Raw genomic sequence first — 26,664 nt, forward strand, 5'->3', positions numbered from 1 at the left:
GTGTACGCAGCGCTGTGGCGGCTTCTGCCCGGGCCGTGGTGGGTCCGGCTCCTGATCGTCCTCGTCCTCGTCGCGGCGGTCCTGGTCGCGCTCGACGAGTGGGTGTTCCCCTGGGTGCAGTCGCTCGTGCTCGACCGGAACGTGACCGTCGGCTCGTGACCGGCGGCGCGGCCCCGCGGATCCTGGTCGTCGACCACCACGACAGCTTCGTCTTCACGCTCGTCTCGTATCTCCGCGAGCTCGGTGCCGAGGTCGACGTGGTCGAGGGCGACGACCTCGGGACGACGGCGCTCCTGGCTCGCGCGGAGGAGGCGGACGGAGTCCTGGTCTCACCCGGACCGGGCCGCCCCGAGGACGTCCCCGCATCGACGGCGCTCGTGCAACGGGCGGAGGCGACCGGGCGGCCGCTGCTCGGAGTCTGCCTCGGCCACCAGGTGCTCGCCCATGCTCTCGGCGCCCGCGTCACGGAGGCGCCGGAGCTGCTGCACGGCCGGACGTCCGCGGTCCTCCACGACGGAGATCCGCTCTTCGACGGCCTGCCCTCCGGATTCGCCGCGATGCGGTACCACTCGCTCGCGGTCGACGGTGAGAGCCTTCCCGAGGAGCTGCGGGTGACGGCGCGGACACCGGAGGGAGTGGTCATGGCCGTCCGGCACCGGAGTGCTCCGCTCGTGGGCGTGCAGTTCCATCCGGAGTCGGTCCTCACCGAGGGCGGGCGGCGCCTTCTCGAGAACTGGCTGCGCGAGGTGAGGCCGGGCGGCGCGTCCGTATCGGCCGACGACACGCCCGGACTCTCGATCCCGGCTCGATGAATTGGAATTCGCCGGGCTTATCGGGCTCGTTATCGAGTCGAGAGCATTGAGAATGATCAGCGACCACCGTCCCCCGAACGGGGATGCCGCCCTGAGTGCGTTCTCACGTAGAAATCCGCCATCTGACGGCTAAATGACGGCGGGCGGAGGAGAACGCCGCGACAGGGTATGAGCGTGACCTTGTCCACCCCCTTGCGCACCCCCCGATCAGGTGGCGGGATTTGACGGGCTCCCGGCGGAGGATGCGGCCCCTTTTCGCTGCATAATCAGAGGGCGTCGACAGGGGGTCGGCGCCACAAGAGAAGTCCGGGGGGACCAGATGGTCGCATCGATCTCCTGGGCTTTCTCGGGAATCCGAGAGCTCGAGAATCTCGGACCGCGCATCGTCGTCAAACCCGGCACCGTTCCGAGCATCACCGGTTCGGGATTCGGCACCGCCGATCTGAGCGTCGTGCTGATGACGGTCTCGCCTCTGCGCGTCCTCCGCGGGACGTGGCCGGCCGACGACACCTCCTTCCTCACTTTCAGCTTCCTCATCGACGGCTTCGTGCGCATGGTCGCCCCGGACCGAACGGTGCTGCTGCGTCCGGGCTCGATCTCGTACCAGCAGGGGACGACGACGTTCACGACCGAGTCGACGACTCCGGCCACGATTCTCCACCTCTCGCTGCGCGCCGACGAGATGCGCCGCTACGGCTTCGACACGTCGGCCCCGGTCTACGCGCTCGACCCCGACGCCCGGTCCACCCGCGCCGCATACGCCTTCACGACCGCCTTCGCCCTCGCGGCGGAGTCGGGGACGGGGCTGCCCGGCGAGGGCGAGGTCACCGGCTTCGCCCACGTGGTCAAGCAGCTCCTCACCAGCGCGTTCCTCGCGGCGGCGAGCTCGCAGCCCGGCACCACGAGCGTGCGAGCCGCCACGCTCGGGCGCGCGCGCACGGTCATCGACCGGACGCACCGCACGCCGCGCTGCACTCCGGAGGCGGTGGCCGATGCGGTCAACGTGTCCACCCGCTCCCTCCAGCGGCTCTTCGAGGATGCGGGCACCACGGTCGCGAGCGAGATCGAGCGATCCCGGGTCGCCAGCGCCGTGGAGCTCCTGCGCCGCCGCCCGCGGGAGGTCCCGCTCGAGGCGATCGCCGCCGCGTCCGGATTCTCCTCGGCGGACCACCTCCGCCGTGCGCTCAAGCGCCGCGAGGGGCTCACCCCGAGCGACATCCGCGGCAGGATCGCGCGCCCCGCCGATGGATCGGCAGCCGGCGAGGTCGTGCGGCTCCAGCCCCCGCTCGCCGACGCGCGCAGGGCCTAGCCGTTCAGCTCGGGGCCGTCGGCCCCCGTGGAGCATCGAACCCGACGAGCAACGTCCGGACGAGCCCTTCTCGGCGCGCAGAGCAGCGACCCGGCCTCCACCGGGCACCGTCGGCCGACGCCGCAGCCGCAGCGGGCTGCAGGCCGGGTCAGCCCGCGCAGTATCCGAGCTGGACGGTCGATCCCTGCGGGACGTCGCCCGGAGCCAGGGACTGGGTCGTGATGGGCGGGTTCGCCCGGGTCGCGTCGCAGGTCTCGTCCGGGACCTCGACCCCCACGAGCTGCAGCTTCTCGGAGGCGAGGGTGGCCAGTGCGCTGCTGAGGGACGTCCCGACGAGGTCGGGGAGCGTGACCTGGCCGGAGGAGACGGTGAGGTCGACCGGCGTGCCCGGGGCGACCTGCTGTCCCGCTCCGGGGGAGGCGGAGAGCACGACGTCGCCCGGGACGGTCGGCGAGTTCTCGCGGGTCTGGGAGCCCTCGACGAAGCCGACGGCGGTGAGCGCGTCGATGGCCTCGGCGAGGCTCTGCCCGACGGTGTCCGGCACGGCGACGGGCTGCGGGCCCTGGGACACGACGATGCGGATGACCGTCTCGGGTGCGACGATCGTGCCCGAGCCCGGATCCGTGCGGATCACCTCGCCCTCGGGGACGGTCGAGCTGTACTCCGCGACCTGGCTCGGCACGAGATCGAGCTCGGTCAGGGTCGACTGGGCGCTGTCGTAGGTGGTCTCGGTGAGGGTGGGGACCTCGCGCGACTGCGACGGCAGCGTGGACGCGGGCTGGAGCGTCAGCACCCAGATCACGAGTGCGGCGACGATCACGGCCAGCACGACGATCGAGGACCAGATCCAGAGGACCGGCGGGCGGCGCTGGGTGCGGACGATCGAGTTGTCCTCGGCCAGCTGGCGGAGGGCGAGCTCGGAGTCGTTGACTCCACCCTGGCTGCGGGCCGCGAAGAGCGAGGTGGTCAGCTCGTCGATCGGGCGATGGTCGGGGAGGCGTCCGGCGGCGGCGTCGCGCAGGTCGTCGCGGAACTCCGCAGCTCCCTGGAAGCGCTCGTAGCGGTCCTTCGAGAGTGCTCGGGCGACGACCGCGTCGAGTGCGGGGGTGACGGCCGGGTTGATGGAGCTCGGCGCCGGCGGCGTCTCGCTGACGTGCTGGTAGGCGACGGCCACCGGGGTGTCGCCGCGGAAGGGCGCACGGCCGGTGAGGAGCTCGAAGAGCACGATGCCGGCGGAGTAGAGGTCGCTGCGGGCGTCGACCTGCTCGCCCTTCGCCTGCTCGGGGGAGAAGTAGGCCGCGGTGCCGAGGATCGCCGTGGTCTGAGCGACCGTGGCGGCGGAGTCGGAGACGGCGCGGGCGATCCCGAAGTCCATCACCTTCACCTGGCCCGACGGGGTCAGCATGATGTTGCCGGGCTTGATGTCGCGGTGGACGACGCCTGCGCGGTGCGAGTACTCGAGGGCGGTGAGGATGCCCTCCGTGATGCGGACGGCCTCGTCCACGTCGAGGGGGCCCTCGGCGATCAGGTCCTTGAGGAGGCGGCCCTCGATGTGCTCCATGACGATGAAGGGCCGGCGCGACTCGGCGCCGTTGTCGTCGAGCGAGACCTCCTCGCCCGCGTCGAAGACCCGGACGATCGTGGGGTGCGACATGCGCGACGCGGACTGCGCCTCCTGCCGGAACCGCAGGCGGAAGGCGGAGTCGGAGGAGAGGGAGAGCTTCAGCTCCTTGATGGCGACGGTGCGGCCGAGCCGGGTGTCGGTGCCGAGGTACACCTCGGACATCCCGCCGCGGCCGAGCCGGGGCCCGACCTGGTACCGTCCCGCGATCAGGCGACCCTCATCCGTCACGCGCACGCTCCCGCCCTGTACTTCCGTGTGGTGCGGCCCCGAGGAGCCACGGCAAGTGTACCTATGGGCCCCTGGTGTTCCGGGCGGGGGCGCGACGCGACGGCCCCGAGGCGCCGGGCCGGAGCGGTGCCCCGGGCCGGCGCGCCGCCGCTACTCGGAGGGGGTGGGCGTCGAGGTGGCCTTCGAGGTGGGGGTCGGCGCCGGGGTCCGAGCCGGCTCCTCGACGGTGACGGAGAGGGTGGGCGAGGCCGCCGACTCCGAGTCGCCGCAGAGCACGGTGTACGTGACGTCGATCGTGCCCGCCGTGGTGCCGGCCTGGATCGTCGCGGTCGTCGAGTTCGACGGGTTGGTGCTCGTCACGCTCGCGCCCTCACCGGTCGCGGTCACCCGGTAACCACTCACGGAGGTTCCGCTCGGGCACTGGTTGTAGTTGCTCCAGGTGACGTTGAACGTCGCGCCCGCCTCGACGCTGGAGGCGGCGGGGGTGACGGTCGGCACGGCGGTCGGTGCGTCCGGGGTCGCGACCTCGGTGAAGACGGAGACCTCGATGGTCGTGCCCTTCACCACGTTCGCGGTGGGGTTCACGTCCTCGACGAGTCCGACCTGCTCGGCGGTGGGGGCGCTCGGACCGTCCGCGCGGCGGACGCCCATGCCCAGGGCCTCGAGCTCGGTCTCGACGTCGTCGAAGGAGCGCCCGACGTAGTCGGCCTTGTCGATGACGACCGTGTTCGAGGTCGGCGTCGGCGTGGGACTCGGAGTCTCGGACGGCGTCGGCGACGGGGCCGTGCTGGTCGTCGCGGTGGGGGAGGCGGCCGGGTCGCTGCTCCCGCCGGTCGTCAGGGCGAAGATCGTGCCCGCGATGACGACGGCGAGGATCACGATGAGGGCGATCAGCGGCCAGGTCCAGGGGCTGCGCCGCCGCGGCTCCTCGGCCGGCTCGAGCGGCTCCTCGATCGGCACGAACGGAGCGGCGGCCGCGGCCGCGGGCGCGCCGGAGGGCAGCACCGTGGTCGCCTGCGTCGCGCCCTGGTTGGAGGGGAGGACCGTGGTCGCCTGCGTCGTGGGGACGTCGCTGAGGACCGCGGGGACGGCCAGCGCCGCTCCGCGCACGTCGCCCGAGCGCAGCGCCTGGGCCGCCCGCGCGAGGTGCGCGGCGGTGGCGGGGCGGTCGGCCGGCTTCTTGGCGATGCAGGAGTAGACGAGATTGCGCACCGGCTCCGCGACCGTGACCGGCAGCTCCGGCGGGGTGTCGTTGATCTGCGCCATTGCGATGGCGACCTGCGACTCGCCCGTGAAGGGGCGGCGCCCGGCCAGGCACTCGTACGCGACGATGCCCAGCGAGTAGATGTCGGTGGCGGGGGAGGCGGGCTGGCCGCTCGCCTGCTCCGGGGACAGGTACTGGACCGTGCCCATGACCTGGCCGGTCGCCGTCAGCGGGACCTGGTCGGCGATGCGCGCGATGCCGAAGTCGGTGATCTTGACGCGGCCGTCCGGCGTGATGAGCAGGTTGCCCGGCTTCACGTCGCGGTGCACGAGGCCCGCGGCGTGCGCGGCGTGCAGGGCGAGCGCGGTCTGCGCGACGATGTCGAGGACCTTGTCGGTCGAGAGGACGCGCTCGCGCTCGAGGACGGTCGAGAGCGCCTCGCCGGGGACGAGCTCCATGACCAGGTAGGCCGAGCCGTCCTCCTCGCCGTAGTCGTAGACGTTGGCGATGCCCTCGTGGTTGACCAGCGCCGCGTGGCGGGCCTCGGCGCGGAAGCGCTCGAGGAAGCCGGGGTCGCCGAGGTACTCGTCCTTCAGGATCTTGATCGCGATGGTGCGGCCGATGACCAGATCGGTCGCCTGCCACACCTCTCCCATGCCGCCGATGGCGATCCGGGACTGCAGCTCGTAGCGTCCCCCGAAGGTGAGGCCTGTCGTGGGTCTCATTTGTTCAGCACCGCCTCTAGTACCTGTTGTCCGATGGGTGCGGCGATCAGGTTGCCGTACCCGGTCTGGCCGAGCCCTCCACCGTTCTCCACGAGCACGGTGATGGCGTACTGCGGGTCGTCCGCAGGCGCGAAGCCGGTGAACCAGAGGGTGTACGGGTCGTCCCCGCCGTTCTCGGCGGTACCGGTCTTACCGGCCACAGTGACGCCCCCTATTGTTGCATTCGTCGCCGCGCCGCCCTGGACGCTGGCGACCATCATCGCCTTGACGGCGTCCGCGGTCTGCGTGCTCACCGCCCGGCCGAGCGACTTCTCCTGGAACTGCTGCAGCACGCTGAGGTCCTGCGAGCGGATCGAGTCGACCAGGTTCGGCTGCATCACCTCGCCGCCGTTCGCGATCGCCGCGGAGACCATGGCGATCTGCAGCGGCGTCGCGCGCACCTCGTACTGCCCGAAGGCGGTGAGGGCCGTCTGGGCGTCGTCCGTCTTCGTCGGGTAGGTGCTCGCCTCGACCGACATCGGGATCTCGAGCTCGGTGTCGAAGCCGAACTTCTCGGCCTGCGAGCGGATCGCGTCCGCTCCCAGCTGCACGCCCATCTCGGCCATCGGGACGTTGCAGGAGAGCGAGACGGCGGTGGCCAGCGTGACCGTCTCTCCGGAGCCGCAGAGGCCGCCTCCGGAGTTGATCACCTGCGACGAGGAGCCGGGCAGCGTGTACGACTCGACGTTGGGGAAGCTCGAGTCGGCGGTGAAGCGGCCGGACTCGAGGGCGGCCGAGGCCACGACGAGCTTGAAGACGGAGCCGGGCGGGTTGAGCGAGCCGCCGATGGCCCGGTTCACGAGGGGCTCGGAGGAGTCGTCGTTCAGCGCCCGGTAGGCGGCGAGGACGTCGTCGGTGTCGTGGGAGGCCAGCGCGGTGGGGTCGAAGGTGGGCTTCGAGACCATCGCGAGGATGCGGCCGGTGGCCGGCTCCGTCACGACGACGGCCCCCGTGTAGTCGCCGAGCGCGTCGAAGGCGGCCTGCTGGGCGACCGGGTCGATCGAGAGCTCGACCGACGCGCCCTTCGGGTCCTGGCCCGTGACGAGGTTGTTGATCTCGTCGAAGAACTGCGAGTTCGAGGTGCCCGAGAGGTAGTCGTTGAGCGTGCGCTCGATGCCGGTGGTGCCCTGGTTCAGGGTGAAGTAGCCGGTCACGGCGGAGTAGAGCGGGCCGTTCGCGTACTGCCGCTGGAACTTGTAGAGGTCGTCCGACGGCGTCGAGGAGGCGATCGGCTGACCGCCGGCGAGGATCGCACCGCGCTCGGTCGAGAAGCTCTCGTAGAGGGTCCGCGTGTTGCGGCCGTCCTCGTCGAGGGAGTCGGCCTGGATCACCTGAATGGTGGTGGTGGAGAGGAAGAGGGCCACGAACATCGTCAGCACGACGAGGCTCACCCGTTTGAGTTCTCGGTTCATCGACGGATCACACCACCAGACGAGGCTGACTGCGGACTGTGTCGGACAGGCGCAGCAGCACCGCCACGATCATCCAGTTCGCCACGAGGGAGGAGCCGCCGGCGGCGAGGAACGGCGTGGTCAGGCCGGTCAGCGGGATGACGCGGGTGACGCCTCCGATGACGATGAAGCACTGCAGGGCGATCACGAACGAGAGGCCGACTCCCAGGAGGCGCCCGAAGTCGTCCTGCCCGGCGAAGCCGATGCGGAACCCGCGCGAGACCAGCAGGAGGTAGAGGCCGAAGATCGCGAAGAGCCCGGCGAGGCCCAGCTCCTCGCCGAGGCTGGCGATGATGTAGTCGGACTGCGGGACCGGCGTGAGATCCGGCATCCCCTGGCCGAGGCCCGTGCCGAGCAGCCCGCCGTGCGCGAGGCCGAAGAGGCCCTGCACGAGCTGGTAGCTGCCGCCCGGATCCGCCCCGTAGCGCTCGGCGCTGAAGGGCTCGAGCCAGTTGGCGAAGCGGTTGCCCACGTAGTCGAGCGTCTGGCTCGCCAGCAGCGCGCCGCCGAGGAACAGGCCGACGCCGATGAGGACCCAGCTGGTGCGGCCGGTCGCGACGTAGAGCATGACCAGGAACAGGCCGAAGTAGAGCAGCGCCGTCCCCAGGTCGCGCTGGAAGACGATGACGCCCATCGTGACCGCCCAGACCACCAGGATCGGGCCGAGGTCGCGCAGGCGCGGGAAGCGCATCCCGAGGACGGTGCGGCCCACCATCGAGAGGGAGTCGCGGTTGCGCACGAGGTAGCCGGCGAAGAAGACCGCGAGGGCGATCTTGGCGATCTCGCCGGGCTGGAAGCTCGCCACGTCGCCGATCCCGATCCACACACGCGCGCCGCTGACCTCGCGGCCGATGAAGGGCAGGAGCGGCAGCAGGAGCAGCACGATCGCCGCGAACCCGGCGACGTAGGTGTAGCGGAACAGCACGCGGTGGTTGCGGATGACCAGCAGCACCACGATCGCCGCCACGACGGCCAGGGCGCTCCAGAAGATCTGCCGCACCGCCACCGACTCCCAGCCGGTCGCGCCGTCGGCGATGTCGATCCGGTAGATCTCGGCGACCCCCAGTCCGTTCAGCACGGTGGCGATCGGGAGGAGGAAGGGGTCGGCCGCCGGGGCCGCGAAGCGCAGCACGACGTGCACGGCGAGCACGAGCGCCGAGAGGCCGGCGCCCAGCGAGACCAGCGTGGTGTCGATCGAGCCGAGGGCGCCGAGCTGCACGAGCACGATCGCGCCGGCGTCGATGAGGCATGCGCCGATCAGGAGCAGGAGCTCGAGATTGCGCAGCTTCTGGCGGAAGAAGCCCTGCCGCTCGGGGGCGGGGCGGGCGGTGGCCGTGGCGGCGTCCGTCATGGTGCTCCGTTCGCGTCCGTGAGGCGCTCGACGATGTCGACCGCGCCGGCGTAGGAGTCGGCGCTGATCGTCTGCTCCAGCTGCTCGACGTCGTAGGCGCGGAGGGAGTCGAGCGGGATTCCCGTGTCCTCCTTCACCTCCGAGAGCGAGAGCGGGCCGACCGACTGCTGGATGCCCTGGTAGATGATCACGGTGTCCCCGTCGGTGCCGACGTAGAAGCGCGACTGCGTCCAGTCGTAGGCGAAGAGGATCCCGAGGAATCCGATGATGAGCACGAGGGACAGGCCGACGAGCCAGGTGATGCGGCGGCGCAGGTGCCGGCGGCGGTCCTCCTCGATCAGCTCGTCGAGGTAGTCCTCGGACGCGGGCTCGAAGTGGGTGGGGCCCTGCGCGGCGGGAGCCCGGGTGTGCAGGCGGAGGCCGGGGATCCGGACGCGGTTCTGCGAGTCGTCGGTGCTGAAGGGCGTGGGCGCGGCGGCGGATCCGACGACCACCGGCTCCTCCACGGGGGCGAGGATGCGCGCGGTGTCGCCCGCCCCGGGGATGTCGAGGACGACGACGGTGACGTTGTCCGGGGCGCCGTGCGAGAGGCTGTCGCGGATCAGGCGGTCGGCCACCTGCTGCGCGGTCTCGTCGCGGCTGAGCTCCTTGAGGATCTCGTCGTGCGGGACGACGCCGGAGAGGCCGTCGGAGCAGATCAGCCAGCGGTCGTGCGGCTCGGTCTCGAGCGTGAGCGTGTCGATCTCGGGGTTGGTGTGCACGTCGCCGAGGACCCGCATCAGGACGGAGCGGCGCGGATGCGTCATCGCCTCCTCCTCCGTGATGCGGCCGGAGTCGACGAGGCGCTGCACGAAGGTGTGGTCGGTCGTGACCTGCTCGAGCCGGCCGTCGCGGAGGACGTAGATGCGGGAGTCGCCGATGTGCGCGATCGCCACCGACTCGCCGACGCGGGCGATCGCGCTGACGGTGGTGCCCATGCCGGTGAGCTCGGGGTGGTCGACCACGGCGTCGGCCAGCAGGGTGTTGGCCGCCAGCAGGGTGCGCTTGAGCTCGTCCTCGGCCTCGTAGGTGGAGGCGTAGACGCGGTCCGCCTCCGCGATGCGCTTGATCGCGATGGAGGAGGCGACGTCGCCGCCCGCGTGACCGCCCATGCCGTCGGCGACGACGAAGAGCTGCCGGCCCGCGTAGCCGGAGTCCTGGTTGTTCGAGCGGATTCTGCCGACGTGCGAGACGGCGGCGCTCTCGCGCACCGCGCCGTGGCCGGAGCCGCTCTCCGGAGTGGGGGCCACGCGCTACGACCGCCGCAGTTCGAAGGTGGTGGTGCCGACCTTCACGGGCGTGTCCAGCGGCACCTTGGTGGGCGCGCCGACACGGCGGCCGTCGAGGAAGGTGCCGTTGGTGGAGTCGAGGTCCTGGATCATCCACTCGTCGTTCCAGAGGAGCAGGCGCGCGTGGTGGGTCGAGGTGTAGTCGTCGCGGATGACCAGCGTCGACTCCGCGGAGCGGCCGATCGTCAGCGGGTCGCCGGTCAGCTCGAGCTCGGTGCCCCGCTTGGGGCCCGAGGTGATCACGAGGCGCTGCGCCGTGTGGACCGTGGCGGCGCCTCCCTGCTCGGCGCGCTCGGCGGCGGCCTCTCGGCTCCTCCGGGCCGAGGGGGCCGACGGAGAGGCGGGCTGCGCGGGCGTGGGAGCCGCGGCGGCCGCGGCGACCACGGGCTGGGCCGCCGTCACGAACGGGGCCTCGGGGGACGCGGCCTGCGCGCCGGGAGGCAGCTTGCGCACGCGCTGCCCGAACAGGTCGGAGCGCAGCGCGTAGACGATGCCGAACACGAAGAACCACAGCAGCGCGAGGAACGCGATGCGCAGGAGGAAGAGAGTGAGCTCGCTCATAGCCGGTCGTCCCAGAATCCCTCGGAGCCGCGTCCGGCTGCCCTGCCGGACGACGGGCGGTCGGTGCGTGCGGGCGCGGAGCCCTGCACGACGCGGTAGACGATCGAGGTGCGCCCGATCGTGATGGTCTGCTCGGGGGCCAGGGGCGCCTGCGTGACGGGCCGGCCGTCGAGCTTGGAGCCGTTCGTGGACCCGAGGTCGTGCACCTGGGCGCGGGAGCCGTCCCAGAGGATCTCGACGTGCTTGCGGGACGTGCCCGAGTCGTCGACGGTGATGTCGGCGTCGCTGCCGCGGCCGATGACGGTGCGCGCCTTCGTGATCGGGTGGCGCCGGCCGTCGATGTCGAGGACGGGCGTGTAGGCGACGGTGCCCTTCACGCTGCGGGAGTCGACCTCGACCATGCCGTCGCTGAGCGCCGGATCGACGGCGAGGGAGATGTCGATCGGGCCGGGGAAGCGGAAGCCCTGCTTGGTGGCGTGCTCGGTGGCGACCGTGGTGAGCTCGTCGATCAGCGTGGCGCCGAGGCGCTGCATCCGGTCGAGGTCGGTCGCGGACATCCGCAGGACCAGGCTGTTGGGGACGAGGATGCGGTCGCGGCTGACCACGGCGGCGGAGGTGTCGAGCTCCCGGCGGAGGGCGGAGGCGAGCTCGACCGGCTGCAGACCCGACTTGAAGGTCCGCGCGAACGCGCCGTTGACGACGCGCTCGAGTCCCTTCTCGAAGTTGTCCAGTATGCCCACAGTCTTCCGATCTTCCGGTTCTTCGCCTTCTCGGCGGTCGCGCACGGATCGAGATGTCTGCGCGCCCGTCGCCGCTTCCTCTTCTTGGTCTGCGCCGCGCACGGCTACGGGCATGTTACTGGGGTGGTCTGGATGCGCGATCCTCCGCGGTGGTTTCGCGGCCGGAGTGCCGTGTGCGCGCTCTCACCGGCACGGCCCGGTGGCGGCTCCCGGGGGAGCTCCGACCCGGGGCGGCGGGTGCCGGTTCGGCTCCGGGGCCGGGGGATGCTACGATTTCTCGTCGGCGCTTCGGTGCCGCTGGTGAGCGCGAGTGGCGGAATAGGCAGACGCGCACGGTTCAGGTCCGTGTGCCCGAAAGGGCGTGGGGGTTCAACTCCCCCCTCGCGCACCAGAGTTCATGAGAACCGGAGTTCGAGAGAACCGGGTTCGAGGGAACCGGAGAGAAGCCCCCGATCGGATGTCCGGTCGGGGGCTTCTCCCGTTCCCGGGTGCGGTGCGCTCCGGGGCGGGCTCCTGTCGTGTCGTTCTCGCGGACGGCGTCCCGCGGAGGGGCGGTGTTCACCGGGAGGTCGGCGCGAGGTCGTCCGGCGCGGGCACGCTCGCGGGGTGATCGCCCTCCGTGCCGACGTGTCCGCCCTCGATACGCAGGCGCTGCCCGAGCTGCTTCGACGCCTCGGCCGGCACCGGAGCGTGCAGGTGGGGGAGTGCCAGTGGATCGCGGTGCTGCCCGGATCGGGCCCGGTGCTGCTGACCTCCGGCGACCGGCTCGTACTCGACCTGCTGATCGAGCGGCGCGCGCTGCTCCCCGTGGTGATCGACGCGCTCGAGGCGGAGCTGCGCAGCGGCGGCTTCCGCGAGCGGATCGCGCTGAGCTGGAGCACGCCGGACACGGTGCCCGTGCTGCTGCGCTGACGAGCCGCGGTCAGCGGCGGGTGAGCTCCACGACCGGGATGATGCGGGTGGTGCGCTTCTCGTAGTCGAGGAAGCCGGCGGAGGCGGTGGTGAAGCGGGCCCAGCCGACGTCGCGCTCCTCCCCGGCGAGGACGCGCGCCCGGACGTCGACGGTGCCGTCGTCGGGGGTCTCGATCGCCAGGTCCGGATGGGCGATCATGTTGTGGAACCAGGCGGGGTGCTTCGGCGCACCGGCGGCGGACGCGGCGAGCAGCCAGACGTCGTCGGAGGGGTGCAGCGCCATCAGGGGAGTCACGCGCTCCTCACCGGAGCGGGCGCCGCGATGGTGCACCAGCACGAGGCTCCTCCCGAAGCCGCCCGTGGTCACGGTCCCGCCGTTCGCGCGGAACTCCTCGATGATCGTGTCGTTCCAGTCGGCCATGCTCGTCCTCCTCGACGCGGTGCCGGCACTCGAGTGCCGGGGTCAGGCGCGGGCGCCCAGAGCGTCCTCGCGGCTGCTGCTCCCACCCGGCGGCTGTGCGCCCCCGGTGACGGCGGCGGGATCCGCCAGCGCCCGCCGCCAGGGTAGCTCCGCGGCGCCGACGAGTTCCAGCCTCGAGCGCAGGGCGGCCCGCTCGATCCGCACGCCGCGCGCGAGGTCGCTCAGGGCGCGGGCCGAGACGCGGGCGGCGAGGCGCTCGCGGTCGACGGTGAGCAGCGAGCCGAGGAAGCCGCCGAGCACGACCGCGGTGGGGTTGAAGAGGTTGATGTAGGTGGACAGGCCCTCCGAGAGCAGGTCGACCTGGCGGGCGACCTCGCCCAGGACGGCGGGGTCGCGGGAGGTGCCCAGGGCGATGTCGAGCTCGTCCTGGTCGAGGACGCGGGCGCCGAGGACGTCGAGGAGGGAGCGCATCCGGACCTCGGCCTCGAGGCAGCCGCGCCGGCCGCAGCCGCAGAGGCGGCCGTTCGTGGCGACGAGGGTGTGGCCCAGCTCGGCCGCGAACCCCGAGGAGCCCTGGAGCGGGACGCCGCCGATGATGACTCCTCCGCCGATGCCGCCCGCGCCGCCGGTGACGTAGACGACGTCGGCCACGCCGTGCGCGGCTCCGAAGAGGGACTCGCCGATGGCGCCGAGGGTCGCGTCGTTGCCGACGGCGACCGGGAGGTCGAGGGCGCGGCTCAGCTGGGTGGCGAGGTCGACGTCGCGCCAGCCCAGGTGCGGGGCGCGGTGGACGAAGCCGGAGTCGGCCTGGACGAGGCCGGGGACGGCGACGCCCGCGCCGACCAGCGTGCGCAGCGACTCCCGCTCGGAGCGGAAGCCCTCGACGATGCCGGTGACGACGCGGACCACCGTGGCGGGGCTCGCGGGCTTGGGGGTGTCGAAGCGGACGCGGCGGAGCAGCTCGCCGTGCAGCCCGACGAGGCCGACGATGATCGCGTCGGTGTCGAGGTGGACGCCCACGGCCGCGAACCGGTCGCCGGGGACGACGGTGGCGCTGGGGCGGCCGATGCGGCCGTCGGGCGCGGTGGTCTCCTCCGCCACCCAGCCGAGCTCGCTCAGCTCGCCGACGAGGTTCGCGACGGCGGAGCGGTTCAGCCCGGTGAGGCGGCCGAGCTCGGCGCGGCTGGTGGGACCGGAGCGGTGCACCAGGGTCGCGAGGCTCGCGAGGTTCGTGCGGCGCAGCAGCGCGTTGCTGGAGGCTCCGACTGCTCCTGCCATGATCGCCTGCCTGTCGCTGGACCCCGACGGGTCTCGGATGCACTCGGGCGCGGCTCCCCCGAGGAGAAGCCGCGCCCGAGAACTGTAGAAGAGAAGGACGAGGAGCGCCGCTGGGCGGCGCTCGGCGTTCGCCTAGCGGCCGCCGGCGCGGCGCTTGTTGAAGATGTCGAACGCCACCGCGAGCAGGAGGACGAAGCCCTTGATCGCCATCTGCCAGGCCGCGTCGACCGAGAGGATGGACAGGCCCATGTTGAGCACTCCCATCACGAGTCCGCCGATGACGGCTCCTACGACGGTGCCCACGCCTCCCTGGACGGCGGCGCCGCCGATGAAGACCGCGGCGATCGCGTCCAGCTCGTAGTTCTGTCCGGCCGAGGCGACCGCACCGCCGGCGCGGGCGGTGCTGACGATGCCCGCGACTCCGGCGAGTGCGCCCATGTTGACGAAGATGAAGAAGTTGACCCACTTCGTCTTGACGCCGGACATCATCGCGGCGAACAGGTTGCCGCCCATCGCGTAGATGTGGCGGCCGAAGACCGTCCGGCCGAGCACGAAGCTGTAGGCGAGGATCAGCACGGCGAGCACGATCAGGATGATCGGGGTTCCGCTGTAGCCGGCGAGCAGCCAGGAGAGGGCCATGATCGCGATGACGGCGATGGCCGACTTCGCGACCAGCGAGCCGATGGGCTCGCGGGGCAGCTCGAGGCGGCGGAGGGTCGCGCGGCTGCGGAGCTGCTGGGCCACGAGGACGACGCAGACGATCAGGCCGAGGACCAGGGTGAGCGCGTCGCGCCCGGCGATGCCGCCGAGGACGCCCGGGAGCCAGCCGGCGCCGATCGCGGTGAACTCGGTGGGGAGGCCGTTGATCGTTCCGCCGGTGAGGAGGACGAGGGTGAAGCCGCGGAAGATCAGCATGCCCGCGAGGGTCACGATGAACGCCGGTATGCCGACGAAGGCGACCCAGAAGCCCTGCCAGGCTCCGACGGCGGCGCCGGTGACGAGGGCGACGACGACGGCCGCCCACCAGGGCAGGCCCCAGTTGTTCATCGCGATCGCCGAGATGGCGCCGACCATCGCCACGACCGAGCCGACCGAGAGGTCGATGTGGCCGGCGATGATGACCATCACCATGCCGATCGCGAGGATCAGCACGTAGGCGTTCTGCTGGATCAGGTTGTTGACGTTGCCGGGCAGGAGCAGGCGCCCGCCGGTCAGCACCTGGAAGAGCAGGATGATGATGGCCAGCGCGGCGAGGATGCCGTACTGCCGGAGGTTGATGTTCAGCCGGCGCGAGCGCTTGGGTGGGGTGGAGGGCGTGTTGGCGGGCGTGTCCGCCGGCGCTGTGGTGGTCGTGGCGCTCATCGGGCCTGTTCCTTTCCGGCGGTCATGTAGTGCATGAGGTGCTCCTGGGTGGCGTCGGCGCGATCGATCTCGCCCGTGATCCGTCCCTCGGAGATGGTGTAGATGCGGTCGGCGAGGCCGATCAGCTCGGGCAGCTCGGACGAGATGACGACGACCGCCTTGCCCTGGGCCGCGAGCTCGTTGATGATCCCGTAGATCTCGTACTTGGCTCCCACGTCGATGCCGCGGGTGGGCTCGTCGAGGATCAGCACGTCGGGACCGGAGAAGATCCACTTCGAGAGGACGACCTTCTGCTGGTTGCCGCCGGAGAGCTTCCCCGTGACGGCCGAGACGGTCGGCGCCTTGATGTTCATCTTCGATCGGTACGAGTCGGCGACCTTGTACTCGCGGTGCTTGTCGATCACGCCGAGCCGGGCCAGCCGCGAGAGCGCGGCGGCCGAGACGTTGACGGTGATGTCGCCGATGAGGTTGAGCCCGTAGCGCTTGCGGTCCTCGGTCGCGTAGGCGAGGCCGTTGCGGATCGCCTCGTCGACGGTGCGGGTCTGGATCTCCTCGCCGTCCTTGTAGACGCGGCCGGAGATGCCGGTGCCGTAGCTCCTCCCGAAGATGCTCATCGCGAGCTCGGTGCGTCCGGCGCCCATCAGGCCCGCGAAGCCGACGATCTCGCCGGCGCGGACGGTGAAGGAGGCGTCGTCGACGACCACGCGGTTGATGTCGACCGGGTGGTGGACCGTCCAGTTCTCGACGCGCAGCTTCTCCTCGCCGATCTGCGGGTCGCGCGGCGGGAACATGCTGTTGAGGTCGCGTCCGACCATCGCGCGGATGATCCGGCTCTCGGACGCCTCCTCGCCGGCCATCGGGAAGCTCTCGATGGTGCGGCCGTCGCGGATGATCGTGACGGTGTCCGCGATGGCGCGGATCTCCTTCAGCTTGTGGCTGATGATGATGCAGGTGATGCCCTGCTTGCGGAGCTGGTCGATCAGGCCGAGCAGGTGGTCGCTGTCCTCGTCGTTGAGGGCCGCGGTGGGCTCGTCGAGGATGAGGAGCTTCACCTCCTTGGCGAGGGCCTTGGCGATCTCGACGAGCTGCTGCTTGCCGACGCCGAGCTCGAGGATCTTGGTCGCGGGGCTCTCGGCGAGGCCGACGCGGGCGAGCAGCTTGGCCGCCTCCGCGTTGGTCGCGTTCCAGTTGATGACGCCGCGGGTCGACTTCTCGTTGCCGAGGAAGATGTTCTCGGCGATGGAGAGGTAGGGGCTGAGGGCGAGCTCCTGGTGGATGATCACGATGCCGTCGGCCTCGCTGTCGTTGATCGACCGGTACTGCGCCTCCTCGCCCTCGAACTCGATGGTGCCCTCGAAGCTGCCGTACGGGTACACGCCGGAGAGGACTTTCATCAGGGTCGACTTGCCGGCGCCGTTCTCGCCGCAGATGGCGTGGACCTCGCCGGGCTGGACCGAGAGCGAGACGCCGTCGAGGGCGCGGACGCCGCCGCCGAACTCCTTGACGATGTCGCGCATGATGAGGATGGGACTGGCCAACAGGGCCTCACTTCGTTGGGGGGGAGTGGTGTGCGGACGGGGAGGCGGGGGCGGGGAGGATCGCTCCTCCCCGCCCCCGCCCGACGGATCAGAGTCCGACGTCGCCGGCCTTGAGGAAGCCGGAGTCGACGAGGACCGACTGGACGTCGTCCTTCGTGACGACCTGCGGCTCCAGCAGGTAGGACGGGACGACCTTCTCGCCGTTGTCGTAGGTCTCGGTGTCGTTGACCTCGGGCTCCTCGCCCGCGACGATCGACTGCACCATCTGGAAGACGCGGTCGCCGAGGGTGCGGGTGTCCTTCCAGACCGTCATGGACTGCTCGTCGGCGAGGATCGCCTTGACGTTGGCCTTGTCGGCGTCCTGGCCGGTGATGACCGGGTAGTCGGCGCCGGGGGTGTAGCCGGCCGACTTCAGCGAGGCCTCGATGCCGATGGCCAGGCTGTCGTTGGGGGAGAGCACGACGTCGACCTTCTGGCCTCCGGTGTAGAAGGACGAGAGGCGGTTGTCCATCTCGGACTGCGCCTTGTCGGAGGCCCAGCCCTGGATGCCGATCGAGGCCCAGTCGTCGTCCGACGCGGGCGACTTGCCCGAGGGGACGGTGAGCTTGCCGCTCTCGATGTAGGGCTGCAGGACGTCCCACGCGCCGGAGAAGAAGAACTTCGCGTTGTTGTCGTCGGGGCTGCCGGCGAAGGGCTCGAGGGTGAAGGGACCCGCGGCGTTCTTCAGGTCGAGGGTCGACTCGATGTACTGGCCCTGGAGCTGGCCGACCTTGTAGTTGTCGAAGGTCGCGTAGTAGTCGACGTCCGCGGTGCCGTTGATGAGACGGTCGTAGGCGATGACGGTGGCGTTCTGCTTCTTCGCCTCGGCGAGGACGGGCGCCAGGGCCTCGCCGTCGATCGCGGCGATGACCAGGATCTTGGAGCCGCCGGCGATCTGGTTCTGGATCTGCGAGATCTGCTGATCGGTCTTGTTGTCGGCGTACTGGAGGTCGACGGTGCAGCCGTCGCCCTCGAGCTGCGACTGGAGGCCTTCGCCGTCGTTGATCCAGCGCTCGAGGCTGCGCGTGGGCATCGAGATGCCGACGGTGCAGTCGCCTTCCGCGCCGGCGCCGGCAGCGGCGCCTCCGGAGTTGGCGGGGCTCGCGGAACAGGCCGCGAGGCCGAGGGAGATGATGCCGGCGGCGGCCAGCGTGGTGATGCCGCGGGAGAACTTCATGGAGTGCATTCCTCTCTGAAAGCAGTGTCCGAGGGAGAGGACGACAAGAGGCGTGCACGTGTGGCGCACGTCGTCGTGTCGTCGCCCGGGAGGGCGGGAGAGCCCCGAGGGGCTTTGTCCACGGAGAGAACATATTCCTTCGATCGGGGGGAGTAAAGCGCGGGCGGCGAATTTGTCCAGGCGATGCCGAAATGTGATCTTCGGGACGTCGACCCCCGCCGTTGCTGGGGGAGAACGCTCTCACCGCTCGGCTCCCGCCCGGCTCGCGCCCCTCCGCCGGGCGCCCGCCGCCGTCCGCGTGAGGGAAACGCGAGGACTCCGGGCCGGGCCGTAGGGGAACCGTGAGGACCGCTCCGAGGGGCCCCCGCGAGGTGTTGCATCGCTTCCTGTGCCGCTTCCCGGCAGGCGTCCGGTCCCGGGCGTCGTCCGCTCCCCGGATGGAGTCCTCCGTGCTCGACCTCGCCTACCTCCTCGGCGTGCTCGCCCTCTTCTCGCTCATCGCTCTCGCGGCGAAGGGGGTCGAGCGGCTGGGCGGACCGCCCCCCTCGGCGACCCGCGGGACCCGCGAGAAGGAGGCGGGCCGGTGATCGTCTTCGACGCCCTCGCGGCCGTGCTGGCGCTCGCCGCCGTCGTCTACCTCGTCGCGGCCCTGATCCGACCGGAGCGCTTCTGATGGATCCGCTCCTCGCCGTCCTCCAGGTCGCGACCGTCGGCCTGGCCGTCGCCCTCCTCCACCGCCCCCTCGGCGACCACATGTTCCGCGTCTACACCTCGACGCGCGACCTCGCCCTCGAGCGCGGCGTCTACCGCCTCATCGGCGTCGACTCCGCGGGCGAGCAGAGCTGGCGCGCCTACCTCCGGGCCGTGCTGGCCTTCTCGCTCGTCGGCGTGCTCCTGCTCTACGGGATGCAGCGCCTCCAGGCGGTCCTGCCCGGCTCCCTCGGCCTGCCCGCGGTGCCGGAGGGGCTGGCGTTCAACACCGCCGTCTCGTTCGTCACCAACACCAACTGGCAGTCCTACTCCCCGGAGGCGACCCTCGGCTTCGCGGTGCAGCTCGGCGGCCTCGCCGTGCAGAACTTCGTCTCGGCGGCCGTGGGCCTGGCCGTGGCGGTGGCGCTGATCCGCGGATTCGCGCGCCGCTCCTCCGGAACGCTCGGCAACTTCTGGGTCGACCTCGTGCGCGGCACGCTGCGCCTCCTGCTGCCCCTCGCGGTGGCGGCAGCGGTCGTGATGATCGCGGGCGGCGTGATCCAGAACCTGAACGGCCCGCTGACGGTGACCACGCTCACCGGCGGCGAGCAGAGCATCCCGGGCGGCGCGGTGGCCTCGCAGGAGGCGATCAAGCTGCTCGGCACCAACGGCGGCGGCTACTTCAACGCCAACTCCGCGCACCCGTTCGAGAACCCCTCGGCGTGGGTGTCGCTGCTGCAGATCGTGCTGATCCTCGCGATCCCGTTCTCGCTGCCGCGCACCTTCGGCCGGATGGTCGGCGACGTGCGGCAGGGGCGCGCGATCCTCGCGGCGATGGCGACGATCTTCGTCGTGTCGCTCGCGGCCCTCACCGCGCTGGAGGCGGCGGGCGGCGGATCCGCGGCACAGGCCGCCGGAGCCGCGATGGAGGGCAAGGAGACGCGCTTCGGCATCGCCGGCTCCGCCCTCTACGCGACCGCCTCGACGCTCACCTCGACCGGCGCCGTCAACGCGATGCACGACTCCTTCACCGCGCTCGGCGGCATGCTGCCGATGCTCAACATGATGCTCGGGGAGGTCGCCCCCGGCGGCGTCGGCTCGGGCCTCTACGGGATGCTCGTGCTCGCGGTGCTGGCCGTGTTCGTCGGCGGGCTGCTGGTCGGCCGGACGCCCGAGTACCTGGGCAAGAAGCTCGGCCCGCGCGAGATCAAGCTCGCGAGCCTCTACATCCTCGTGACGCCGACGCTCGTGCTGGCCGGCACGGCCCTGAGCTTCGCGATCCCGGCGGTGCGGGAGGACGTGGAGAGCACGTCGATCCTGAACCCCGGGCTGCACGGGCTCTCGGAGGTGCTCTACGCCTTCACCTCCGCGTCCAACAACAACGGCTCGGCGTTCGCGGGGCTGACGGCGAACACGCCCTGGCTCAACACGGCGCTCGGCGTCGCGATGCTCCTCGGCCGCTTCCTCCCGATCCTGCTGGTGCTCGCCCTGGCCGGCTCGCTCGCGGCGCAGTCGCCGGTGCCCTCCAGCGCCGGCACGCTGCCCACCCACCGGCCGCAGTTCGTCGGCCTCCTCGTGGGCGTCACGGTCGTCGTGACCGCGCTCACCTACTTCCCCGTACTCGCGCTGGGCCCCCTGGCGGAAGGACTGCGACTCCGATGACCACTGCACTCACCGAGGCCCCCGCGGAACCCGCGCGCCCCACCCGCGCCGCCCTCGGGCCGCGCCAGCTCGCCGCCGCCCTCCCCGGAGCGCTGCGCAAGCTCGATCCGCGCCTGATGTGGCGCAACCCCGTGATGTTCATCGTCGAGGTCGGCGCCGTGCTGACCACGGTGCTGGCGATCGCCGAGCCGTTCCTCGGCGGGCCGGAGGAGTCGGGCGGATCCACGGTGCCCGTCACCTTCACGGCCGGCATCGCGATCTGGCTCTGGCTCACCGTGGTGTTCGCGAACCTCGCGGAGTCGGTGGCCGAGGGCCGCGGCAAGGCCCAGGCCGAGAGCCTGCGCGCCACCCGGACCAGCACTCCGGCCCGGCGCGTGGCCGACTACGACCCCGCGGACCCCTCCGCCCTGTCGGCCCGCCTGGTCGAGGTCTCCTCGGCCGAGCTGCAGCTGGGCGACGTGGTCGTGGCGGAGGCGGGCGACCTCGTCCCCGGCGACGGCGACATCGTCTGGGGCATCGCCTCCATCGACGAGTCGGCGATCACGGGCGAGTCGGCCCCGGTCGTCCGCGAGAGCGGAGGCGACCGCAGCGCGGTGACGGGCGGCACGCGAGTGCTCTCGGACCGGATCGTGGTGCGCATCACCTCCCGGCCGGGCGAGACCTTCGTCGACCGGATGATCGGCCTGGTCGAGGGCGCGTCGCGGCAGAAGACACCGAACGAGATCGCGCTCGACATCCTCCTGGCGAGCCTCTCGATCGTGTTCGTCGTGGTCGTGCTGACCCTGAACCCGATCGCCTCGTTCGCGGGAGCCTCCGTGAGCGTCCCGGTGCTGGTCGCCCTGCTCGTCTGCCTCATCCCGACCACCATCGGCGCCCTCCTCTCGGCCATCGGCATCGCCGGCATGGACCGGCTCGTGCAGCGCAACGTGCTCGCGATGTCAGGCCGGGCGGTGGAGGCGGCGGGCGACGTCACGACGCTCCTGCTCGACAAGACGGGGACGATCACCTACGGCAACCGCCGCGCGGTGGCGTTCCTCCCGCTCGACGGAGTGGCGCAGGCCGCCCTCGTCGACGCGGCCGCCTCCTCCTCGCTCAGCGACCCGACGCCCGAGGGGAAGTCGATCGTCGACCTCGCGGGCGACTCGGGCCGCCCCGCCGCCGAGCCCGCTCAGGCCGCCGTGGTGCCGTTCACCGCGCAGACCCGGATGAGCGGGCTCGACCTCGCCGACGGCTCCTCCATCCGCAAGGGCGCCGGCTCGGCCGTGCGCGCCTGGGTGGAGGAGGAGGGGCCGCTGCCGTCCGCGGTCGCGGCGCGCCTCACGGTGCTCGTCGACGGCGTCTCGGAGAGCGGCGGCACGCCCCTCGTCGTCGCGGTGAAGGACGCCCACGGCGCCCGCCTGCTCGGCGTCGTGCACCTGAAGGACGTGGTGAAGGACGGGCTCGCCGAGCGCTTCTCGGAGCTGCGCGCGATGGGCATCCGCACCGTGATGATCACGGGCGACAACCCGCTGACCGCGAAGGCGATCGCGGCGGAGGCGGGAGTCGACGACTACCTCGCCGAGGCGACCCCCGAGGACAAGCTCGCCCTGATCCGGCGCGAGCAGGAGGGCGGCGCGCTGGTCGCGATGACCGGCGACGGCACCAACGACGCCCCGGCCCTCGCGCAGGCCGACGTGGGCGTGGCGATGAACACCGGCACCTCGGCGGCGAAGGAGGCGGGCAACATGGTCGACCTCGACTCCGACCCCACCAAGCTCATCGACATCGTGCGGATCGGCAAGCAGCTGCTGATCACCCGCGGCGCGCTCACCACGTTCTCGATCGCGAACGACGTGGCGAAGTACTTCGCGATCATCCCGGCGATGTTCGCGGGGGTCTTCCCCGGGCTCGCGGTGCTGAACGTGATGCAGCTGCACTCGCCGGCCTCGGCGATCCTCTCGGCGATCGTGTTCAACGCGCTGGTGATCGTCGTGCTGATCCCGCTCGCGCTGCGGGGAGTGGCGTACCGCCCGGTCGCCGCCTCGCGCATCCTCAGCCGCAACCTCCTGGTCTACGGGCTGGGCGGAGTGATCGCTCCGTTCCTCGGGATCAAGCTCGTCGACCTGATCGTCGCCGCGATCCCCGGCTTCTGACCCGCCCGTCCCGACCACTGAAGACAGAGAGAAGAGACCATGTTCCGTCCCTACGGTGTCGCGCTGCGCGCGATGATCGTGCTCACCGTGCTGCTGGGAGCGGCGTACCCGCTCGCGGTGCTCGGGATCGGGCAGCTCGCCCTGCCCGCCCAGGCGAACGGCTCGCTGCTGCGCCAGGACGGCGCGGTGATCGGCTCGTCGCTGATCGGCCAGTCGTTCACGGACGCCGACGGAGCGCCCCTGCCGGAGTGGTTCCAGTCGCGTCCCTCCGCCGCGGGCTACGACGCCGCGGCCTCGACCGGCAGCAACCTCGGCCCCGAGAACGCCGGCCTGGTCGCGTCCGTCGAGGAGCGCCGGGCCGCGATCGCGGCCTTCGAGGGCGTCGACCCGGCCGCGGTGCCGGCCGATGCGTTGACCGCCTCCGCCTCGGGGCTCGACGCCGCGATCAGCCCCGCCTACGCGCAGCTGCAGGCGCCCCGCGTCGCCGCCGCCCGCGGGCTCGACGTGAGCGCCGTGCGCGCGCTGGTCGAGGAGCATACCGCCGGCCGCGAGCTCGGGTACCTCGGCGAGCCGACGGTGGACGTGCTCGAGCTCAACGCCGCTCTCGCGCGGCTGTGACCGCTGCGGTGGCGCCTCCGGCTCGTAGAATCGCGATCGGCTCGTCGCGACCGTCCGATCGAGCGGATCGACGCCGGTCCCGCGAGCCCGGGGCGCCCCGGAGCCGCGAGCACGAGGGGAGGCCGGGAGCATGACGAAGGGCCGCCTGCGCGTGCTCCTCGGAGCCGCGCCCGGAGTGGGCAAGACCTACACGATGCTCGAGGAGGGCCGCCGGCTCGCCGCCGAGGGCCGCGACGTCGTGGTGGCCGTGGTCGAGACGCACGGCCGCTCCGCCACCGCCGCGATGGTCGAGGGGCTGGAGGTCGTGCCGAGGAGGGCCGTCGAGCACCGCGGTGTGCTGCTCGACGAGATGGACCTCGACGCGGTGCTCGCCCGCCGGCCCGACGTCGCGCTGGTCGACGAGCTCGCGCACACCAACGCCCCCGGCTCCCGGCACGAGAAGCGCTGGGAGGACGTCAGGACGCTCCTCGACGCCGGCATCACCGTCTTCTCGACCGTGAACATCCAGCACATCGAGTCGCTCAACGACGTGGTGCACGCGATCACCGGAGCGCCGCAGCGCGAGACGATCCCGGACGCGGTCCTCCGCGCCGCCGATCAGATCGAGGTCGTCGACCTGGCGCCCCAGGCGCTGCGCGACCGCCTCGCCGACGGCCGGGTCTACCCGCCCGAGCGCATCGACGCGGCGCTGTCCAACTACTTCCGGCTCGGCAACCTGACCGCCCTGCGCGAGCTCGCGCTGCTCTGGCTCGCCGACGAGGTCGACAGCGCGCTGCGCGACTACCGCGTCGAGCACGGCATCGACAGCACCTGGGAGGCGCGCGAGCGCGTGGTCGTGACCCTCACCGGCGGGCCGGAGGGGGAGACCCTGCTGCGGCGCGGCGCGCGGATCGCGGCCCGCGCCTCCGGGGGCGACCTGCTCGCCGTGCACGTGGTGACCCCCGACGGCCTCCGCACCCCGCGCCCGCACGTGCTCGAGGCGCAGCGGGTGCTGGTCGAGAAGCTCGGCGGCAGCTACCACCAGGTGGTCGGCGAGGACGTGCCGCGCACGCTGGTCGAGTTCGCCCGCTCGGTCAACGCGACGCAGCTGGTGATCGGCGTGAGCAGGCGGAGCCGCCTCGCCTCGGCGCTGACGCCCGGCACCGCGTCGACGGTGATCCGCGAGTCCGGCAACATCGACGTGCACATCGTCAGCCACTCCGCCGCCGGGCGCACCGCGGTGCTGCCGAGGCTCGACGGCGCCCTGACGCTGCGGCGCCGCCTCCTGGGACTGGCACTCGCCCTCGTGGGCGGCCCGCTGGTGACCTGGCTGCTCTCGAGCCTCCGCAGCGACGAGTCGATCACGAGCGACGTGCTCTCGTACCAGCTGCTGGTGGTGGTGGTCGCGCTGGTCGGCGGGCTCTGGCCGGCCCTCTTCGCGGCCGTGCTCTCGGGGCTGACCCTCGACTTCTTCTTCGTCGATCCGCTCTACACGATCACCGTCGACGAGCCTCTGCACGCGCTGGCCCTGGTGCTCTACGTGCTCAACGCGGCGCTCGTCAGCGCCGTGGTCGACCGCGCGGCCCGGCGGGCGCGGGCCGCCAAGCGGTCGGGGGCGGAGTCGGAGCTGCTGGCGACGATCGCCGGTGGCGTGATCCGCGGGCAGGGGGCGCTGCAGGCGATCCTCGAGCGCTCGCGCGAGGCGTTCGGGCTGACCGGCGTGCGGCTGCTGCGCGGCGGCGAGCTCGTCGCGGCGGACGGCGAGCCGCAGCCGGAGGGCGATCCCGCGCGCATCGCGGTGGGCGAGGGCGCGGTGCTCGAGCTGCACGGCCGCGAGCTGGAGGGGAGCGAGCGGCGGCTGCTCCAGGTCGTCGCCGCCCAGCTGGACTCGGTGCTCGAGAACGCGGCTCTCAGCGAGACGGCCAGCTCCCTCGCTCCGCTGGCCGAGACCGACCGGGTGCGCAGCGCCCTGCTGTCGGCCGTCAGCCACGACCTGCGCCGGCCCCTCGCCGCGGCCACCGCGGCGGTCAGCGGTCTGCGCTCGCCCGAGGTGGTCTGGAGCGAGCGCGACCGGGAGGAGCTGCTCGCCACCGCCGACGAGAGCCTCACCGTGCTCGCCGCGCTGGTCACCGACCTGCTGGACGTGACGCGGCTGGAGGCGGGGGCGCTCGCCGTGGCGCTCGCTCCGCTCGACGCTGCCGACGTGGTGCTTCCCGCGCTCGACGAGCTCGGTCTCGGTCCCGGCGAGGTCGACCTCGACCTCGATCCGGAGGGCCCGGCGCTGCTCGCCGACGCGGTTCTGCTGCAGCGCGTCGTGGTCAACCTGCTCGCGAACGCCGTCCGCTACGCGCCGTCCGGCACCCGGGTGCGCGTGGCCGCCAGCGCCTTCGGCGGGAGCGCGCAGCTGCGGATCGTCGACCACGGCCCCGGGGTGCCCGAGGAGCGGCGCGCCGAGATCTTCGTGCCGTTCCAGCGGCTCGGCGACGACGACAACCTCACGGGCCTGGGCCTCGGCCTCGCGCTCTCGAAGGGTTTCACGGAGGGGATGGGCGGCACGCTCGAGACGGAGGACACTCCGGGGGGCGGGCTGACGATGGTGGTGACGCTGCCGCTGGCGCCGGAGACTGCTGCCGCTGCTCCTGCGGCTCACGTCGCTCCCGCCGCCCCGCACGACGGCGGGTCGGGCACCGCCCCGCACGAGGACTCCGGAGGAGCCGCATGAAGATCCTGATCGCCGACGACGACCCGCAGATCCTGCGCGCCCTGCGCATCACCCTCACCGCCCGCGGATACGACGTGGTGACGGCCGGCGACGGCACCGAGGCGATCAACCGCGCGGTGGACGAGCATCCGGACCTCTACATGATCGACCTCGGCATGCCCCGGCTCGACGGGGTCGAGGTCATCCACGGACTGCGCGGCTGGACGAGCGCGCCGATCCTGGTGGTGTCGGGGCGGACGGGCGCGGCCGACAAGGTGGGCGCGCTCGACGCCGGCGCGGACGACTACGTCACCAAGCCGTTCTCGATGGACGAGGTGCTCGCGCGTATCCGGGCCCTCTCGCGGCGGGTGCAGCCGGCCGACGGCGAGCCGCTGGTCGTGATCGGCGAGGTGACCGTGGACCTGGTGGCCAAGAGCGCGACGCGGGACGGCGTCTCCGTGCGGCTCACCCCGACGGAGTGGCAGGTGCTCGAGATCCTCATCCGCAACGCGGGCAAGCTGGTCACCCGCCGCTCGCTGCTGGCCGAGATCTGGGGCCCCGCGCACGTCACCGACACCGGCTACCTGCGCCTCTACCTCGCGCAGCTGCGCAAGAAGCTCGAGCCCGACCCCGCGCATCCGCGGCACCTGCTGACCGAGGCCGGCATGGGCTACCGCTTCGTGCCCTGACCGGCCTCTGCTCAGCGGGGGAACCCCGGACCGTCGAGGGGGCCCTCTGGTCGTGGCTCCCGCGACGGTCCGGGATCGCCTCGGCGGAGGGGGC

The 26,664-nt window shown here is 71.9% G+C and carries 23 protein-coding genes and 1 tRNA gene; 12 read left to right on the forward strand and 12 right to left on the reverse strand.

Annotated elements, in window-relative coordinates; all coding sequences use genetic code 11:
* The 3 genes from C5D09_RS17420 (at position 1) to C5D09_RS05860 (ending at position 2,121) form a co-directional block, all read left to right on the forward strand.
* Entirely contained in the window at positions 1–159 is a 159-nt protein-coding gene (locus C5D09_RS17420; protein WP_167299010.1) for a hypothetical protein, read from the forward strand.
* Positions 156–812: an aminodeoxychorismate/anthranilate synthase component II gene (locus C5D09_RS05855; protein ID WP_104268822.1), complete on the forward strand. Its 657-nt coding sequence runs from the start codon at positions 156–158 to the stop codon at positions 810–812. Before C5D09_RS17420 ends, C5D09_RS05855 begins: the two co-directional genes overlap by 4 nt.
* 319 nt (positions 813–1,131) lie before the next feature.
* On the forward strand, positions 1,132–2,121 hold the full coding sequence (locus C5D09_RS05860) for a helix-turn-helix domain-containing protein (RefSeq protein ID WP_104222664.1): 990 nt from the start codon (positions 1,132–1,134) through the stop codon (positions 2,119–2,121).
* 148 nt (positions 2,122–2,269) lie between these two features.
* On the opposite strand, the gene pknB is transcribed toward C5D09_RS05860, so the two are convergent.
* The 7 genes from pknB to C5D09_RS05895 all read right to left on the reverse strand — a co-directional run bounded on the left by pknB (position 2,270) and on the right by C5D09_RS05895 (position 11,372).
* Positions 2,270–3,973, reverse strand: a complete 1,704-nt coding sequence (pknB, locus tag C5D09_RS05865) for a Stk1 family PASTA domain-containing Ser/Thr kinase (RefSeq protein WP_104222663.1) — start codon at positions 3,971–3,973, stop codon at positions 2,270–2,272.
* A gap of 150 nt (positions 3,974–4,123) precedes the next feature.
* Positions 4,124–5,902 (reverse strand): serine/threonine-protein kinase, encoded by a 1,779-nt coding sequence (locus C5D09_RS05870; protein ID WP_104268823.1) that lies wholly within the window; start codon positions 5,900–5,902, stop codon positions 4,124–4,126.
* Positions 5,899–7,353, reverse strand: coding sequence for a penicillin-binding protein 2 (locus tag C5D09_RS05875; RefSeq protein ID WP_104232999.1), 1,455 nt, complete (start codon positions 7,351–7,353; stop codon positions 5,899–5,901). The genes C5D09_RS05870 and C5D09_RS05875 overlap by 4 nt, the downstream gene beginning before the upstream one ends.
* Before the next feature lie 7 nt (positions 7,354–7,360).
* The gene (locus C5D09_RS05880) at positions 7,361–8,743 is read right to left on the reverse strand and encodes an FtsW/RodA/SpoVE family cell cycle protein (RefSeq protein WP_104225777.1); all 1,383 of its coding nucleotides are present in this window, start codon (positions 8,741–8,743) and stop codon (positions 7,361–7,363) included.
* Positions 8,740–10,032 carry a Stp1/IreP family PP2C-type Ser/Thr phosphatase gene (locus tag C5D09_RS05885; RefSeq protein ID WP_244229533.1) on the reverse strand — a complete coding sequence of 431 codons (1,293 nt, stop codon included), beginning with the start codon at positions 10,030–10,032 and terminating at the stop codon, positions 8,740–8,742. The genes C5D09_RS05880 and C5D09_RS05885 overlap by 4 nt, the downstream gene beginning before the upstream one ends.
* 3 nt (positions 10,033–10,035) lie before the next feature.
* Positions 10,036–10,632: an FHA domain-containing protein gene (locus C5D09_RS05890; protein ID WP_104222659.1), complete on the reverse strand. Its 597-nt coding sequence runs from the start codon at positions 10,630–10,632 to the stop codon at positions 10,036–10,038.
* Positions 10,629–11,372: a DUF3662 and FHA domain-containing protein gene (locus C5D09_RS05895; protein ID WP_104225775.1), complete on the reverse strand. Its 744-nt coding sequence runs from the start codon at positions 11,370–11,372 to the stop codon at positions 10,629–10,631. The genes C5D09_RS05890 and C5D09_RS05895 overlap by 4 nt, the downstream gene beginning before the upstream one ends.
* A gap of 304 nt (positions 11,373–11,676) precedes the next feature.
* Between C5D09_RS05895 and C5D09_RS05900 the strand changes: the two genes are divergently transcribed.
* Both C5D09_RS05900 and C5D09_RS05905 read left to right on the forward strand, forming a co-directional pair.
* Positions 11,677–11,763, forward strand: a tRNA-Leu gene (locus tag C5D09_RS05900).
* A 215-nt stretch (positions 11,764–11,978) separates the two neighbouring features.
* Positions 11,979–12,284, forward strand: coding sequence for a hypothetical protein (locus tag C5D09_RS05905; protein ID WP_104268824.1), 306 nt, complete (start codon positions 11,979–11,981; stop codon positions 12,282–12,284).
* Between the two features lie 10 nt (positions 12,285–12,294).
* Here C5D09_RS05905 and C5D09_RS05910 read toward each other — a convergent pair whose 3' ends face one another.
* The 5 genes from C5D09_RS05910 to chvE all read right to left on the reverse strand — a co-directional run bounded on the left by C5D09_RS05910 (position 12,295) and on the right by chvE (position 18,099).
* Positions 12,295–12,705 (reverse strand): nitroreductase/quinone reductase family protein, encoded by a 411-nt coding sequence (locus C5D09_RS05910; protein WP_104268825.1) that lies wholly within the window; start codon positions 12,703–12,705, stop codon positions 12,295–12,297.
* A gap of 42 nt (positions 12,706–12,747) precedes the next feature.
* Entirely contained in the window at positions 12,748–13,983 is a 1,236-nt protein-coding gene (locus C5D09_RS05915; RefSeq protein WP_104222655.1) for an ROK family transcriptional regulator, read from the reverse strand.
* Between the two features lie 132 nt (positions 13,984–14,115).
* A complete protein-coding gene (gene mmsB / locus C5D09_RS05920; protein WP_104222654.1) occupies positions 14,116–15,345 on the reverse strand; it encodes a multiple monosaccharide ABC transporter permease in 1,230 nt (409 codons plus the stop codon).
* Positions 15,342–16,862, reverse strand: a complete 1,521-nt coding sequence (mmsA, locus tag C5D09_RS05925) for a multiple monosaccharide ABC transporter ATP-binding protein (RefSeq protein ID WP_104222653.1) — start codon at positions 16,860–16,862, stop codon at positions 15,342–15,344. The genes mmsB and mmsA overlap by 4 nt, the downstream gene beginning before the upstream one ends.
* Before the next feature lie 109 nt (positions 16,863–16,971).
* Entirely contained in the window at positions 16,972–18,099 is a 1,128-nt protein-coding gene (gene chvE / locus C5D09_RS05930) for a multiple monosaccharide ABC transporter substrate-binding protein (protein WP_374952918.1), read from the reverse strand.
* 437 nt (positions 18,100–18,536) lie between these two features.
* Here chvE and C5D09_RS17425 point away from each other — a divergent pair, with 437 nt between their 5' ends.
* From C5D09_RS17425 to C5D09_RS05960, 7 genes are all read left to right on the forward strand, one after another.
* Positions 18,537–18,686, forward strand: coding sequence for a hypothetical protein (locus C5D09_RS17425; protein WP_167299012.1), 150 nt, complete (start codon positions 18,537–18,539; stop codon positions 18,684–18,686).
* Positions 18,683–18,772 (forward strand): K(+)-transporting ATPase subunit F, encoded by a 90-nt coding sequence (kdpF, locus tag C5D09_RS05935; protein WP_068209492.1) that lies wholly within the window; start codon positions 18,683–18,685, stop codon positions 18,770–18,772. The genes C5D09_RS17425 and kdpF overlap by 4 nt, the downstream gene beginning before the upstream one ends.
* Entirely contained in the window at positions 18,772–20,451 is a 1,680-nt protein-coding gene (kdpA, locus tag C5D09_RS05940; RefSeq protein WP_104268826.1) for a potassium-transporting ATPase subunit KdpA, read from the forward strand. Before kdpF ends, kdpA begins: the two co-directional genes overlap by 1 nt.
* Positions 20,448–22,583 (forward strand): potassium-transporting ATPase subunit KdpB, encoded by a 2,136-nt coding sequence (kdpB, locus tag C5D09_RS05945; RefSeq protein WP_104268827.1) that lies wholly within the window; start codon positions 20,448–20,450, stop codon positions 22,581–22,583. Before kdpA ends, kdpB begins: the two co-directional genes overlap by 4 nt.
* Positions 22,584–22,622: 39 nt before the next feature.
* A complete protein-coding gene (kdpC, locus tag C5D09_RS05950; RefSeq protein ID WP_104268828.1) occupies positions 22,623–23,201 on the forward strand; it encodes a K(+)-transporting ATPase subunit C in 579 nt (192 codons plus the stop codon).
* A 130-nt stretch (positions 23,202–23,331) separates the two neighbouring features.
* A complete protein-coding gene (locus C5D09_RS05955) occupies positions 23,332–25,902 on the forward strand; it encodes an ATP-binding protein (RefSeq protein ID WP_104268829.1) in 2,571 nt (856 codons plus the stop codon).
* Positions 25,899–26,570, forward strand: coding sequence for a response regulator (locus tag C5D09_RS05960; RefSeq protein ID WP_104222647.1), 672 nt, complete (start codon positions 25,899–25,901; stop codon positions 26,568–26,570). The genes C5D09_RS05955 and C5D09_RS05960 overlap by 4 nt, the downstream gene beginning before the upstream one ends.
* Positions 26,571–26,664 lie beyond the last annotated feature (94 nt).

The organism is Rathayibacter sp. AY1C9 (genome assembly GCF_002932315.1).
In the GTDB taxonomy this organism is placed as follows: domain Bacteria; phylum Actinomycetota; class Actinomycetes; order Actinomycetales; family Microbacteriaceae; genus Rathayibacter.